A 15,699-nucleotide genomic window follows, 5' to 3' on the forward strand; every position below is an offset into this window, starting at 1 on the left:
TGATTGCGATTACAAGAATATCAAAGAACTAAAAAATAATCAATTGAAAATCAATGGGTTTTAAGTGCCCACTAATGTCATTTTATCTATACTAAAGTACTGAATTGATATAAATCATGTTTATTTGAGAATTTAAAATTAATTTTACTTTCGTATTGTCATTGATGCGCATATATAAAAAACGATAATGAGACCTCCCCCTTAGTTTTAATCTTGATTAGTAAATCATCCTAACCAAACAACCGTTTATGATTAAAATTTTACTCGCCGATGACCACGTCGTAGTCAGAGAGGGCTTACGGCTTATTCTTTCCAGGTTTTCCGACATTATGGTAGTAGCTGAAGCCGGAGACGGCAATGAGGCTGTGGAAAAGATCAGGCATTACCAGCCGGATGTGGCATTCCTGGATATCACCATGCCGCATATGGACGGGTTTGAGGTCATGAAGGTGTTAAACAGGGAAAAGTCTGATACCAGATTTATAGTGCTTACCATGCACGATTCCATATCCTATTATGAAAAGGCCATGAAAGCCGGGGCATCTGCCTACCTGGTAAAGGGCTGTAGCACGGAGGAATTCAAAGCGTGTATAGAGGCCGTTTGCAGGGGAGAGAACTATGTGTCGACTGAAATCCGTAAACAGCTGGACCAGGCAGATAATGAATCGCATACACTAACCCCGAGAGAAATAGAGGTATTGAAGCTCATGGTAGAGGGAAATACCAATAAAAGCATAGCCGGGGTATTGTGTTGCAGTGAGAAGAATGTGGAAAAGCTGAAGACGAATATCAGGAAGAAACTCGATCTGCCTTCACATTACGGGGCGCTGCTTTCATGGGCCATCCGCAACAAGGTTTTTTTGTAGCCCGTCACTGTCTTCCTGACTGCAGTGGCCTGTCATCCCGAGCATAGTTGAGGGATTTCCGGGTTTTTGGTGATGCTGTTGAATATCCTTTAGTCCGGGGTGGAGATTCTTTCCCCGACCAAGGGAAGGGTCGGGACGGGGCTTCGCTACCCATGACGTGTCTATGGTAAGTTGCTCCATATAACAGGGTGTTGTTCCGGGGTCCGGCCTGTGGTCAGAAGGCCCTGCGGTAACGTCCTCTTCCTTCACGTCTTCCCGGACCGCGTTCCTGCTTTGACGACCCGCCGAACTTGTCGAGTTTTACATTCAGGGAGAACATGAAATAGCGTTTCAGTACCGTGTTCTCGACGTCCTGGATATACGATTCGGAAATGTTCCGCATGGTGCCTACATTCTGGTCGAGCAGATCGTATACCTTGATCTTGAACGTCATTTTATCCTTGTAGAAATTATACCCGATACTGCTGTTCCAGAGCCAGAACGATTTCCGGAACCCGTCGGCTATATTGGAATTGTAGGTATACCCGAAGTCGTTCCCGAAAACCACATTTTCAGGCCAGTAGGAAGTGGTCTGTATCCTGAAGTTGTGACGGAAGTTGGACGTCCGGTCTATGTTGTAATTGGTGTAGGACGACTGGTTGTAATTAAAATTATAGGAGGGTTCGACAGTCAGCAGTTCGCCGTATTCCCAGGCAAGGGAAGTAGACGGGCTCAAAGAGAGGTTCCTTGACTTGAACCCTTCGTTATTGGTGATCCCCTTGTTCAGGCTGAGGTTTGCACGTGCCCCCAACCGGTATTGAAAAGTGCTTTCCCCTTTTTTATACGATTTGCTCCAGAAAGCACCCAGGCTGGAGTTGTAGGTGCCGTCTATGTTCTTATAGGTCGTCGTACTTTTATAGTTTTCGTCGTATTCGGTGACTGATACGATATTGTTTTCGTCATAGTTAAACCGCATGAAGGTGAATATTCCCCTTCTTTTGGCAAAGTCATAATTGTTGAACCCGAAGTTGATGGAATGTGACCTGGTAGGGTCCAGGTCCGGATTACCTATAGTGGTCCTCAGGGGGTTGGAAAGGTCTTCCACGGGTAACAGCTGGGATGCCGGGGGAGGGGAGACATTGTAGTTGTAGTCCATGTTCCAGGTTTTTCCCTTGCCTGTTTCATACCTGAGGTTACCGCGGATTTCCGGGTAGATATACTGTTCTTTCAGTTTTATTTCCTCTCCCATATAGAGGGAAGCATTGTCGTATTGTGTAAAGTTCATCCCCAGGTTCAGCCGCCCCCTCAGGTTGTGTTTTCTCAGCTGAAAATTGACATAGGGATTGAGATCATTCTGCTTCGATGTAATGTAACGGGACAACTCGTCATTCCGGTCGGTAAAGTCGCCCGTACTTTCCTCGAAGTTGAATGTTTCGCGGTTTGTGGTATTTTTATTGGTATTATAAGACATCCCGGCCGATGCCCTTATCGAATCGGTCAGGGGAAGGGTATACCTGAGGCTTAGGGAGTAGCGGTCTGTCTTGTTGTTGTTGAACGTTCTCTGGTTCCGTATATCGTCGGGCTCGTCATTCTGGTGGAATACGGTAGACGACTGGTCGAAGCCTTCCGATTCGTTTTCAGAGTTGTTGTTGTTGAATCGGAAGTTGAGGTAATGCCCCTTTTTCCGGAACCGTTTGATGATAAACAGTCTCGAACCGAAATCGTTGTTGGTATTGTTCCTGTTACTGACCGATTCGCTTTCGTTGAGCAGGTCGCCGTTCTCGTCCGTGGAGACCGAGGTCTGGGACGAGCCGGAACTGGTTTCGGTCATGTTGATATCCGGAATGAACCCTATGGTAGTCAGCGAGTCGAGATCAAATTCCAGGTTGGCATTAAAGGCATGGCTCCGGGATTCGTTTTCGGTATGGCTTTCGGAGTTGGTAATAAACTCTCCCTGGGGGGTGAGGTTGGTCTGTTCGGTACGATTGTCATTTTCCCGGTTGGTCTGGCTGTAAAAATAACTGCCGTCGGCTTCGAGCTTTTCTCCGAAAAAGTTATCGGCAAAGGTAATCCCGCCCATATGCGAGGTAGTGATTCCGGACCCGGTAGACCCGAAGGATATCCCGTTTATATTCACTCCGCCGTCTCCGCCGGCCCAGACATTACGTCCGCCGCCCATGGCATCGAATATTTCGTCCATGGAAAACCCGATACTGTTAATGTTGTTGGAACTTCCCAGTACGCTGATCCGCTGGTCCTCGTTGAAATAATTGAAGAACAGGTTGCCTTCATACCGGTCGTCCGTACCGTAACCGCCCGCCGCACGGCCGAAATATCCCTTGTTCTTGCCTTCCTTTATGGTCAGGTTTATCGTCTTGTTTTCCGAACTGGCCATTTCCCCGGAAAGCTCTTCTTCCTTGGTCTTGGTATCGGAGACCTGTATTTTTTCAATGATGTCCGAAGGCAGGTTCTTGGTGGCTATTTTGCCGTCTTCCCCGAAAAATGCCTTTCCGTCTACCAGTACTTTATCTACCTCTTTGCCGTTTACGGTCATTTTTCCGTCTATATCGATCTCCACTCCCGGAAGCTGTTTCAGGAGCCCTTCTACATTGGCATCGGGTCGTACCTTAAAGGAAGCTGCATTGAATTCCAGGGTGTCCTGCTTTACCCTGATAGGAGGGGCTTCGCCCTGTACGACCACTTCATCCAGCCGGTCGGCGTTTTCCTGTAACTTTATGGTACCGAGATCTACGGAAGCATCTATCTTGTCCAATTGCCTGGAATACATGCGATAGCCTATAAAAGATATCTTGAGATAGGTCGGAACATCGGTTTTTCTGACTTCCAGGAGAAACTCCCCGTTGCGGTTACTGGTCGTGTAATTGATCACGGTAGAATCTTTTACGGACGACAGGTATACGGTTGCGGATTCCAGGTCTGAATTGTCGGAGGCGTCGGTGATTTTTCCCCTGATTTCCACGGTGTTCTGAGACAGTACGGCATAGGTAGACAAAAGGGTGAGGGACAGTAAAAGTATTTTCTGGTGCATTATTACGGTGATGTGATTTACGTGATTGTGATTGGCTATATTAATGGTATTCCTGAAGTATTCCTATTTCCTTATCATAATATTAATATTGTTTAACACAGTATTAGTGAACTCGTCTTGAGCGGCTTTTCGCCTGAATGGAACAACCCGGGACGAGTTCAGTGTTATCCGGTTGGCTTTGTTTAGACTTTACAATTTACGGCAGGTTTAAAGAGAGAGGTGATTTTAACATTATTTTAAATATCGGGAATGGTCTGCCCGCGTTAATATCCTGCGGCGGAATCGTCCCCCCTTTTATCGGCGCCCCCTTCCAGGGTATGGCCGGGAAGTATAAGGATGGCATCTACCTTGCCCAGTACGGGGGTGTATTCTTCGTTGATCAGGTACCCTTTTTGTTTCAGGCTGTCCAGTATCCCGGGAGAGAAGGCCCCGGGTTCGAAAGTAATGGTGTCCGGCAGCCACTGGTGGTGAAACCTGGGGGCATCGACAGCCTCCTGCATCCCCATACCGTATTCGTAGACATTGAGAATGGTTTGCAATACCGATGTTATAATGGTAGATCCTCCCGGGGTACCGACTACCATCCAGAGTTTACCGTGTTTTTCCACTATGGTCGGGGTCATGGAACTCAGCATGCGTTTTTCGGGGGCTATACTGTTTGCTTCTGTACCGGTAAGCCCGAACATATTGGGTACGCCGGGTTTGGCACTGAAATCGTCCATTTCGTTATTGAGGAAAAAACCGAGTTCATCGCTGTACAGTTTGGAACCGTAGGCCCCGTTTAATGTGGTGGTGGCCGATACCGCATTGCCAAAGGCATCCACTATGGAATAATGGGTGGTCTCATCACTTTCGGTAAGCTGTATTTCCCCGTGGCCCACATCTGATGATCTCGTGGCATGTTCAAAAGAAAAGTCCTGCATGCGCCGCTGCAGGTAGTGGCTGCTCAGCAGGCTGTCTTGTGGGATGTGTACAAAGTCCGGATCGCCGAGGAAATGGTTCCTGTCGGCGTAGGCCCTTCGTTCTGCCTCGGTAATGAGCTGTATGCTTTTTACCGAATTGTGCCCGAATTCTTCAAGGGGATAGGGGGCTATCATTTTCATGATCTGTGCAAGGGTAATCCCCCCGCTGCTCGGCGGGGACATGGAGATTATCCTGAGGTCACCGTAATCAAAAGTAACGGGTGTCCGCCATGTGGCCTGGTACCGGGCGAGATCCTCTTCGGTAATGATCCCTCCCGTATTCCGGATAAAAGCAGCCAGTTTCCGGGCTGTTTCCCCCCGGTAAAACCCGTCCCGGCCTTCTTTCTGTATCCGTTTCAGGGTCCGGGCCAGGGCAGGGTACTTTATGGTATCTCCCTGGTGAAAGGGCGTGGAAAAAAAGGTACTGTCGCCGTTTACTTCGATAAACAGCTCCCGGTTCCTTTCGAGGTTTTTTTCCTGCTTTGCAGTGACTGCAACCCCTTTTTCTGCCAGGCGTATTACCGGTTCCAGGATCTCGTGAAACGGCAGGGAACCCAGCTTCCGGTGTACCTCGGCAACCCCGGCCACCGTTCCGGGAACCCCGACAGACATTGCACCCAGGGTGCTTTTTCCGGGGATCACGTTGCCCAGGCTGTCCAGGTACATGTCCTTGTGTGCAGCCAGGGGGGCTTTTTCCCTGTAATCCAGGGCGCCGGTTTCTCCATCGGCCTTTCTGTATACCATAAAACCGCCGCCTCCCAGGTTGCCGGCAAAGGGATAAGCCACGGCAAGAGCGAGTTCGGTAGCTACCATGGCATCGAAGGCATTGCCCCCTTTTTTCAGGATCTCGACCCCAATGGCAGAGGCTTCTTCCCGGGCAGAGACCACCATGGCCTTTTCCGTGACCAGTCCGGAGGAAACATGCCGGGTCCTGCAACCCGCAATAAGGAAAAAGATCGATAGGTAAAGAGCTACCTGCGAATATGTTTTTCTCATCCTGCTCAAAATTATGAAGTGCCGGGATCTCCCGTTTCCTTTTTAATACCGGTTTCGCTTATCCGGGCCTGTGTGAACTCCATCAGCTCCTTAAAAAAGAGAGTGAATTCCTCTTCAAACAGCCTGTAGTGCCTTTTGAGGTCGCCGATGGCCAGGTGCATCTGCGAGCGGTTTTTGGTCCTGCGGTTCATCTGTTCGAGGATATATCCCAGGCCTTCCGGTGAAGCGTAACTGCAGAGCCAGTTTTCCCGTATCATCACGGGCATCATGTTTCTCGTGCGTTCCGGGAGAATATCGTAGTGTTTTTCCAGGGTGTTATAGAAACCTTCCACAAAATCCTCGAGGGGGATGGCGGAATAGTCTTTCCAATTGGCGGCCAGGAAATGATCGTAAAACATATCTACGATCACCCCGCTGTAATGGCCGTATCCCGGATGGAGCCGCCGTGTGCTCCGCCGCACTATGGGGTGCTGGTCGGTAAAGGTGTCTATATGGCGGTGCAGGAGTATTCCCTTCTGTACTCCCGGGGGAAACTCCAGGTATTTTCTACCCTTGATGCCGTCGGCGATAAAGTTGCCGATACGGAGGAGTTCATCATCTCCGGAAAGATATATATGTGCGAGAAAATTCATTTTCCGAATATACGAAAAAAGCATTCCGGTTCCCGGTGATGGCAGAATTTTCACAGTACGGTAGGACAGGCGGGAAAAAAGATGTTAAAACGGATTAAAACAGTATGGGACATCCTGCGTATATAATTGTATATTTGTTCCGTTTTGACGCAGTACAAGTTAAGGGGTTGTTCAGACAAGCTCTGATTAAAACATAAAAAAAGAAATTCAGAAATGACATTGATCAAATCCATATCCGGGATACGGGGCACCATAGGAGGAGTTCCGGGAGATAACCTTACCCCCATAGATACCGTTAAATTTGCCGCAGCCTACGGGACCTGGCTGAAGGGGGAGAACCCGGGGAAGGAAAAGCTCAAAGTGGTTATCGGCAGGGATGCCCGTATATCCGGCGAAATGATACAGGAACTGGTGATCCGGACGCTTACCGGGCTCGGCATAAACGTGGTAAAACTCGACCTGTCTACCACTCCTACCGTGGAAGTGGCCGTACCCCTGGAACATGCCGATGGCGGGATTATACTGACCGCCAGCCATAACCCCAAGCAGTGGAATGCCCTGAAACTGCTGAACCATAAAGGGGAATTCCTCAATGCGGCACAGGGGGCCAGGATACTGGAACTCGCAGCGGCAGAGGAATTCGAGTTTGCCGATGTGGACCATCTCGGGAAGGTGAGCCTTAACGAAGCCTATATAGACATCCATATCGACGAGGTATTAAAATTATCCCTGGTCAATGCCCCGGCCATAAAAGAAGCCCGGTTCAGGGTGGTGGTAGACGGGGTAAACTCTACCGGGGGGATTGTCATTCCGCGCCTGCTCGAAAGACTGGGAGTGGAAGTAATAAAGCTTTACTGCGAGCCCGACGGCCATTTTCCCCATAACCCGGAACCCCTGAAGGAGCACCTTACCGATATTTCGGAACTGGTGGTAAAGGAAAAAGCCGACCTCGGTATTGTGGTAGACCCCGATGTAGACCGGCTGGCCTTTATGAGTGAAGACGGTGAAATGTTCGGGGAAGAGTATACCCTGGTGGCCTGTGCCGATTATGTTCTGGGCAGGACCCCCGGGAATACGGTATCCAATATGTCGTCGACCAGGGCCCTGAGCGATATTGCCCGGAAGCACGGGGGAAGCTATCAGGCCAGTGCGGTAGGAGAGGTGAACGTAGTGGCCCTGATGAAAGAGACCGATGCCGTTATCGGGGGCGAAGGCAATGGCGGGATCATTTATCCCGAACTCCACTACGGGCGGGATGCCCTGGTGGGAGTGGCGCTCTTCCTTTCCCTGCTGGCAGAGAAAAAAGTAAAGGTAAGCGAACTGAGAGCGGGCTATCCTGCGTATTTTATGAGTAAAAAGAAAATAGAACTTACCCCGCAGATCGATGTGGACGCCCTTTTAAAGGAAATGGAAGCGCGTTATAAACACGAAAAGATATCGACCATAGACGGGGTCAAGATTGATTTTCCCGAAAACTGGGTACATCTCAGGAAGTCTAATACAGAGCCCATTATCCGTGTCTATACCGAAGCCAAAAGCCAGGAAGAGGCCGATGTACTTGCGGATAAGATCATCGCTGAGATCGGGGGCTTGGTCGGTTAATAGGTTAATAGGTTATTTATTTCATGCGTACTGCCTGAATAACCCAGTAACCCAGTAACCGAATAACCCAATAACCCAACAATAAAACAGGTATTATGGTAACAACAGCAGAAGGATCCAAAATATTCCGCACCGAGCTGGAAGCGTATTTCAAACCCTTCCGGGACAATATCGTAGGGATCGACCAGGAATTCGAATCTCCTTACGGAACTAAACGTATCGTGTATACCGACTGGACTGCGAGCGGGCGGTTGTATCGCCCCATAGAGGAAAAACTGCTGCGGGACTTCGGCCCTTATGTGGCCAATACCCATACCGAGACCACGGTATCCGGAACGGCAATGACCCTGGCGTACCACGAGGCCAGGCATATCATCAAGGAACACGTTAACGGCAGGGAAGACGATATACTCATTACCTCGGGTAGCGGGATGACCGGGGTGATCAACAAGTTTCAGCGTATTCTCGGGCTTAAGGTGCCGGAGAACCTCCGGAAACATACGGAGATCCCTGACGACATGCGCCCGGTGGTTTTTGTGACCCATATGGAACACCATTCCAACCAGACTTCCTGGCTGGAGACCATGGCCATTGTAGAGGTGATCCCCGCAGACGGGGAGGGGCTGTTCTGTATGGACCACCTCCTGGAACTGCTGGACAAACACCGCGACCGGCCTTTAAAGATAGCCTCGATAACCGGCTGTAGCAATGTTACGGGAATACAGACCCCTTACCACGATATCGCCAAGGTCATGCACCGCCACGGCGGGGTCTGCTTTGTGGATTTTGCGTGTTCTGCGCCTTATGTGGATATAGACATGCATCCGGAAGACGAAGAAGCCTCGCTCGATGCCATCTTCTTTTCGCCCCATAAGTTTCTCGGGGGGCCCGGAACTTCGGGCGTTTTGCTGTTTAATAAAAAACTGTACAAGAACATGATCCCCGATTCTCCGGGTGGGGGTACGGTGACGTGGACCAACCCGTGGGGGGAACACAAATACATAGAAAACATAGAAGAAAGGGAAGACGGGGGAACTCCCGGCTTCTTACAGGCCATAAAAACGGCCCTCTCCATCCGGCTGAAAGAGCAGATGGGGGTAAGGAATATCCTGGACCGGGAACACGAGATCCTGGAACAGGTATTTAATTTCCTTTCCGATATTCCCAATGTAAAGATACTGGCCCCGCAGCACAAGAACAGGCTGGGGGTGTTGTCGTTCTTTATCGACGACCTGCATTACAACCTCGGGGTCAAGCTCCTCAACGACCGTTTCGGGATACAGACCAGGGGAGGGTGCAGTTGTGCCGGGACTTACGGGCATTACCTGCTGCACGTAGACCAGGAGACTTCCAGCAAACTGGTGGAGGAGATCAGCCTGGGCGACCTGATCAGGAAACCGGGATGGATACGTATGTCCATCCACCCTACACTGAGCTGCGACGAAATACGGTATGTGTGCGAGAGTATCCGCGCTCTCGCGGAACATCACAGGGAGTGGGCGGAGGACTATGTCTACGATAAATCCAGGAATGAATTCCTTCACAAATCGCATGCCGCGGATACGGGAGGAATGGTGAAGTCCTGGTTTGAGTTTTGAGGGGTGAAGTTCGAAGTCGAAAGTTTGGAAGCTGTCATTCAGAACGCAGTGAAGAATCTCCGACCCAGCCCAAAGGAACTTTAACAGCATAACGGAACCCCCGGAGATTTAACTGTGTTGAGCCCTTCGGGGTTCTCCTATCCCGATGCTCGGGAGAATAACAACTCCCGACTTCATAACTACGCTATAAATTTAGCCCTGAGTTCAGGAGTAGGGATCATGCACTGCTCTTTTTTGCCGTACCATTTATACCTGTTTTTCGCTATAAAATTATAGAGCCTGTCCCGCAGCCCGGAAGGCAGCAGGTACCGGAATATCCGGACGGAAGGCCATAGTCCTCCGAGCGAGGAGGCGATCCCGATAGCGGCCTCCGAGCGGGTGTAGTAGGCCACTCCGGGTTCTATAAGGACGATGGAATCTGTTTCATCCTGGTCAATTCCCCGCTCGGCAAGCATCTTTTGCCCGGTGTCACTTTGCAGCGAGGCGAAACGGAAAATGTCTTTCCTGTCCCTTTTGACGACAAACAGGACAGCGTTGTTGCACAGGTTGCACACCCCGTCGAACAGTATGATCTTTTTGCTGTTTTCTGATCCGTTCATATTTATTCCGGCAAATTGCAAATACAAAGATACGGCAAAATAACGGCTACAGGCCTGTGGCAACCGACAGAATGAAAGCCGGGTCAGAATTCTGCTGCCGAATCCGGTATTCCTTATTCCGAAATGGTAATTCTTCCTATCTTTAGCGTGTTATTATAAACTAAGCATATTTAATTACCAAAAAACACATCCATGAAAAAACAGATTATTTCCTTTTTCGGGTTTGCCCTGGCCTGTTTTACGGCAGCAGCACAGGTACAGACCCCCGCTGCAAGCCCTGCGGCAAAAATAGAACAGCAGGTAGGACTTACCGATATTACCGTTTCATACTCCCGCCCGGCCATGAGGGGGAGGACGGTTTTCGGCAACCTCGTTCCTTACGGGGAGGTATGGCGGACCGGGGCCAACGAAAATACCCGGGTTACCTTTGGTGACGACGTGACCATAGGGGGGAAGTCTCTCAAAAAAGGAACTTATGCCCTGTATACCATTCCGGGAAAAACATCCTGGGAGGTCATTTTCTATTCCGATACCGGCAACTGGGGAAACCCGCAGGAGTGGGACGAAAGCAAAGTAGCCCTTAAAACGACGGTAAGCCCTGATACGCTTCCCTTCGATATCACCTCGTTTACCATTTTGCTGGGCGACATTACCAACAATTCGGCAGAACTGGGGATCATGTGGGAGAAAACCTATGTGGGGGTAACCATAGAGGTACCCACCGAAAAGAAGGCGACAGCCAGTATCGAAAATACGCTTAACGGGCCTTCCGCCCGTGATTACATGTCAGCAGCCGTGTATTATATGGAGGCCGGCAAGGACATCGGCAAGGCAAAGGAGTGGATAGACAAGGCCGTATCCATGCAGCAGGATGTGCCGTACTGGATGTTGCGGCAAAAATCATTGATCTACGCGAAATCCGGGGATAAGAATGGGGCTGTAGAAGCCGCAAAAGCCTCGCTGGAAGCGGCGAAAAAAGCCGGTAATCCGGACTATGTAAAGCTCAATACCGACAGCCTGAAGGAATGGGGAGCATTGTAAGCTGAGCATTTCAATACAAAATAAAATCCGTACCGGGCCCGGGACATGGGCTGGTACGGATTTTTTGTACCCGGGCAGAGCAGGGTTTAATTTTCCGGTTTTTTTCCGGGATCAGCATCATCCTCTATTTTATCCGCTTTTGGCAGGGGTGATCCGTTACCCATTGTATTATTCCGCGTTTGCCTACCCCCCCAGAAAAAATGAAATATAATACCAAAAAGCATTCCCTGGATAATATATCTGATTATGCTGTGCAGTTTGTCTTCCGAGAGATAGTCGAATAAAAACAGTATCCCGGCATATATACTTCCGATGAGGATGATAGATTTTAGTCTTTTTTTCCACTTCATTGTATCATGTTTGTATAAATAGAAATGAGGTTTAATACAGTATAATGATTAAGATTTATTCATGTTTGTTTCATTTCATAATTTGCAGCAAGTCCCGGCGGTTATACCGTTTTTGTACAGCGGGGCGGGAAAAGAAGGGCCGCCCCGTCATCTGAGGAGCAGCCCGGTTAAAATAAACTTAATAAAACATGAGAACAAAGTTTATTTTGGGGTAGTTATATATTTTTGCTGTTACTGTACGGCGGCATAAGTAGGGAACCTGACCGTGGCCCCGTCTGCAGCGATAAATGTATATACCTGGTTGCTGTAGGTGAATGTTTCGGGAACCTGCTCCACAAATAAACCTTCACTGTTAAAGATCATCTGGTCTATGGGTGCGAGGGCTGTTTCCCTGCCGGGGTTAAAATTGAGATCATCCCATCCGTTGTCGCTGATCAGGATTTTCTGGTCAACCACTTCCCAGGTAAAATTGTGGTACAGGCTGAAGGAACTGGACCCGGAATAATAGAGATACCTTACGCGTCCTTCAGTTTCACTGTCGAACAATATTTCAAACCGGTATATTTCGCGCCCTCCCTGGGTAGCCGCAAAGTTATCTCTTGCTTCATTGAACAATTCTTTATAGGCCTCAGAGGTATATGGCGTCTCTGCCAGTGTATCGTCACGATAGCTGAACCTGTCGTGCCCGCCCCGGGCCATATCGTAGATCAGGAGATAATCGTCTGTAATAAATACCGGCCGGTCGAGAAATTTAATCTCGGCAGTTATTCCGGTATTGCCTTGAGATACAAATTTCTCCTCGGCCTCTTTCCATTCAAATTCCGAAAAAGTATCTTCTTCCAGTTCAAGTGAAGGTGAAAGGAGTAGTTTATCAGGGGCAAAGGCTACTCCGAAGGATTTATCCGTTATTTTTCCTTCCGAGGAAGTACCGGATATACTGACATATCTTCTCAGTTGATCGTAGGAGAACGGGTATAAGGTTTCTTCTCCGTTGGCCGTAATAACTACGCCCCGGAATACCGGGTCGGAAGGAATCCCTTCAAGCCTGACCCCGGTGTCCCGCCCGTTTTCAATGGCAGACTCCCAGTCTGCCGCATCTGCCCTGTGAAAGGTGATATTCTCATGTTCCTTGTCCCGGACAGACCTGAATACTACATTACTCTCTTCGTCCGTACCGTAGAACAGGAATTCTCCGCTTCCTTTGTATCCCGTTCCTCTCAGGGCTTCGGGGTAATAGGAATCGACCAGTTTATGGAGGTGGTTTTTGGTTGCAAAGTTCAGCTTTACCGTAGCCCCGTAATCGATATCGTAACTGCTCGTTACCATATCGGTATTTTCGTCGATGTCTGAAGTCATGTCTACCGTCCCGTCTGTATTGAATTTCATCAGGATGGTAAATCCCCCGAATTCGTCATCGGTGGGGAAGTATACCATTTTCCACCCGTTTTCGGCAGACAGCAGTGTTGTTCTGAGTTCGTTTTGCGCATTACTGATCCGTTCCGTCGTGTTGTCTTCGAAAAGATTATCGGCTCCGTTATCATCATTACAGGATATTATAATCCCCCAGATGATCAGGGCATACCAGAGTTTGACCTGTAATTTGTTTGTCTTCATCATATTCCGGTTTAGTTTGTCAGTTCGATTAATTTCTGGAATGTAAGATCCTGCAGGTTATAGATATTTATCCCCCATTCCTTACTGAAGTATGTGGCTACGATATCTTCCTTTGCCCGGATGGCCGCACGGCCTTCATCGCTTTGAATACTGTTCAGGATGGCCTCGTATTCATCGTTGGAGTATGTAAGCATGATAGAGGTCATCTCGGCAAAGTCCTCAAAATCGTTCGATTTGGCATAATTGGTGATAAACCCCTGCTCCCTGGCTTCCTCCACGGTAAAGAGATGCCAGCTCCCGTCGTATCCTCCCGGTGTTATTTTACCGTACTCCGGGGTGTAAGGTTTGGTCTGATTTAATATATGGCAGTATTCATGCTGGATGGTCTTAAAGAAACGCCTGGTCTTTTCCTTGTCCTGCAGATCCAGTTCATCTACTTCGAAGAGAGTGATTTTCATGCCCGATTCGGCAAGCCCCAGCGTCCTGGTTCCGCTCGGGTTGACATTATGTCCGCCGACAAGAACAACCTGTCTCGGAGCCATTACTTTAACGAATTCGTCCCCTCCGAGCTCATTGTACGAATTGATCCAGATATCGAGGACAATTTCCATCAGGGGTTGTACATTGTTCTCGGTAGGAGGGTAAAGATATCTCCCACGGTCTACTTCGCCGTCCTCCCATTTGTACAGGACCTCGATATTATAGGGCCTTATGTAGTTTTCCCTTATCCAGATGTCCAGCGGACTTAAGTCGGGGGTTTCGGTGTCGAGCTGACTTTCTTTTATGGGGGCCTCATTATCACAGGAAGTTGCCGAAAGTATGATAAGGAGGTATAGTATATAGGTGTTTAAAATTTTCATTTTTGATCGTGTTTTAATGAAATTAGCTGTATAAAACATAATGAACAAGGTTCTCCTATCTCGGATTAGCTTCCATGCCCAGGGCCTGCGCTATTTCCGGTATCTGTAGCTGTCGTCTGTTGTCATCTTTTGATAAGGTGTATTCATTTCCGTCGTAATCCAGATGGATGATCTCCATACCCAGTCTCTTGTTGTCGATCCACCGGATCCCTTCGTGAAGAAATTCACGCTGCCGGCAGTCTAAAACACATTTTATGAGGGGCAACTGGTTCTGGGCTATCGTATAATGGGGTGAGAACTGGTCCTGGGAAACTTTTGGCTGATAGAAACCGACCAGTTCATCCAGTGTTAACATATCATTTTCCGGATCGTATTCCCTTGTCTTTTTCGACAGGTAGACATTGATGTCCTGTACGGCCGGTTCAAAATTGTTGAGCATGATGTTTGCTTCAATCCGGTTCAGCAGTACCTCGTCGTAGGTGAATAGCACATTCATGGCATAGGGATACCCGATACCCGAGCTTATATTGGTGTATTTAAAGTATTCCTCATATTTCGGAATAAAATACCTGACCGAAGAATAGACAAAAATACTGTAAGCCCAGCTTTTGGAAAGCGGATGGGAGTTGCTGAACAGTTCATTGCGGACATCTATACTCGCTCCGTACCTTCCCGATGCCCATTGCCGGGCATAATATGAACTTGCTCCTACTATCAGCAGATTCGTAGGTTCTTCGCTGGATTGATGGCGCAGTTTGGTTTCGTCGAATGTAAGTGTCCGGTAATAATTCCAGTCCCGTATATTTTTGGCAGGGTTTCCTTCCAGGGTGCGGGTGGTATAATCAATCACCTTTTCCCATTCCCCTTTTACGAGATAGAATCGTGAAGCAAAAGCATACGCTGCATGTCTGGTAAAATGAAACTTGGGTTGTTCGTAATCATCCGTAACAAGCTCAAGCCCTGCTGTCAGGTCTTTTTCCACCTGTTCGTAGACTTCCGCTACGGTAGCTCTCTCATATTCTACCAGCACCGTTTTTTCAGGTTCGGTAATTATGGGTACGCCAATATCAGACCCGGATGTTTCAGGGTCATAGGCTTTTCCGAAGAGTGTAACAAGCATAAAATGGGCATAGGCCCTGCAAAGTAAAGCTTCTCCCTTTTTACCATCCAGTGCTTCTCCGCCTTCCAGCTCTTCAATGGCCTGTAAAGCCTGGTTGGCCTGGGCAATGGCACTGTAACATGCATTCCAGTAATGGGTAGGTGTATCTCTTCCGTCTTCAAAAGTGTCTTCCCAATAATACATCGTGGTGTTGAGGTCTATATTTGAAGTACCCGACGATCCTATATCGGTAGCATTATCGCTCATGCTTTCCGCGATCATAAAATATGAGGATTCGGGATAGGCCCCTGCCAGTAATTCCCCGATTTTTTCCGCGCTGTCTAATTCCGTCCGGTTATCAGGGACTTCGTCCAGGAAGGAGTCACAGGAAGTAAGCAATGCAACTCCGCATATCCATAACAGGTGTTTTTTATATATATTCATTTTTCTCT

At 48.6% G+C, this 15,699-nt stretch carries 11 protein-coding genes; 4 read left to right on the forward strand and 7 right to left on the reverse strand.

From position 1 onward, the window contains the following. Positions 1 to 248 precede the first annotated feature (248 nt). Positions 249 to 866 (forward strand): response regulator transcription factor, encoded by a 618-nt coding sequence (locus tag DN748_RS17590; protein ID WP_112373150.1) that lies wholly within the window; start codon positions 249 to 251, stop codon positions 864 to 866. A gap of 214 nt (positions 867 to 1,080) precedes the next feature. Here DN748_RS17590 and DN748_RS17595 read toward each other — a convergent pair whose 3' ends face one another. From DN748_RS17595 to DN748_RS17605, 3 genes are all read right to left on the reverse strand, one after another. Continuing rightward, a complete protein-coding gene (locus DN748_RS17595) occupies positions 1,081 to 3,894 on the reverse strand; it encodes an outer membrane beta-barrel protein (RefSeq protein WP_112373151.1) in 2,814 nt (937 codons plus the stop codon). Positions 3,895 to 4,157: 263 nt separating this feature from the next. Beyond that, positions 4,158 to 5,852 carry a gamma-glutamyltransferase gene (ggt, locus tag DN748_RS17600; protein WP_112373188.1) on the reverse strand — a complete coding sequence of 565 codons (1,695 nt, stop codon included), beginning with the start codon at positions 5,850 to 5,852 and terminating at the stop codon, positions 4,158 to 4,160. An 11-nt stretch (positions 5,853 to 5,863) separates the two neighbouring features. Next, a complete protein-coding gene (locus DN748_RS17605; protein WP_112373189.1) occupies positions 5,864 to 6,484 on the reverse strand; it encodes an acyl carrier protein phosphodiesterase in 621 nt (206 codons plus the stop codon). A 213-nt stretch (positions 6,485 to 6,697) separates the two neighbouring features. On the opposite strand from DN748_RS17605, the gene glmM reads away from it, so the two are divergent. Both glmM and DN748_RS17615 read left to right on the forward strand, forming a co-directional pair. Then, on the forward strand, positions 6,698 to 8,086 hold the full coding sequence (gene glmM / locus DN748_RS17610; protein ID WP_112373152.1) for a phosphoglucosamine mutase: 1,389 nt from the start codon (positions 6,698 to 6,700) through the stop codon (positions 8,084 to 8,086). 95 nt (positions 8,087 to 8,181) lie between these two features. Beyond that, on the forward strand, positions 8,182 to 9,684 hold the full coding sequence (locus DN748_RS17615; RefSeq protein WP_112373153.1) for an aminotransferase class V-fold PLP-dependent enzyme: 1,503 nt from the start codon (positions 8,182 to 8,184) through the stop codon (positions 9,682 to 9,684). A gap of 179 nt (positions 9,685 to 9,863) precedes the next feature. Here the strand turns inward: DN748_RS17615 and DN748_RS17620 are convergent, their stop codons facing one another. Continuing rightward, positions 9,864 to 10,283 carry a thiol-disulfide oxidoreductase DCC family protein gene (locus DN748_RS17620; RefSeq protein ID WP_112373154.1) on the reverse strand — a complete coding sequence of 140 codons (420 nt, stop codon included), beginning with the start codon at positions 10,281 to 10,283 and terminating at the stop codon, positions 9,864 to 9,866. A 192-nt stretch (positions 10,284 to 10,475) separates the two neighbouring features. Here DN748_RS17620 and DN748_RS17625 point away from each other — a divergent pair, with 192 nt between their 5' ends. Beyond that, positions 10,476 to 11,324, forward strand: coding sequence for a DUF2911 domain-containing protein (locus DN748_RS17625; protein WP_112373155.1), 849 nt, complete (start codon positions 10,476 to 10,478; stop codon positions 11,322 to 11,324). A 581-nt stretch (positions 11,325 to 11,905) separates the two neighbouring features. Here the strand turns inward: DN748_RS17625 and DN748_RS17635 are convergent. The 3 genes from DN748_RS17635 to DN748_RS17645 are packed head-to-tail and all read right to left on the reverse strand — an operon-like array spanning position 11,906 to position 15,691. Continuing rightward, positions 11,906 to 13,291 (reverse strand): DUF4302 domain-containing protein, encoded by a 1,386-nt coding sequence (locus DN748_RS17635; protein ID WP_112373157.1) that lies wholly within the window; start codon positions 13,289 to 13,291, stop codon positions 11,906 to 11,908. Positions 13,292 to 13,299: 8 nt separating this feature from the next. Then, a complete protein-coding gene (locus DN748_RS17640) occupies positions 13,300 to 14,148 on the reverse strand; it encodes a zinc-binding metallopeptidase (protein ID WP_112373158.1) in 849 nt (282 codons plus the stop codon). A 55-nt stretch (positions 14,149 to 14,203) separates the two neighbouring features. Then, positions 14,204 to 15,691: a RagB/SusD family nutrient uptake outer membrane protein gene (locus tag DN748_RS17645; RefSeq protein WP_112373159.1), complete on the reverse strand. Its 1,488-nt coding sequence runs from the start codon at positions 15,689 to 15,691 to the stop codon at positions 14,204 to 14,206. Positions 15,692 to 15,699: the final 8 nt, after the last annotated feature.

It is taken from the genome of Sinomicrobium soli (genome assembly GCF_003285545.1).
Classification (GTDB): domain Bacteria; phylum Bacteroidota; class Bacteroidia; order Flavobacteriales; family Flavobacteriaceae; genus Sinomicrobium.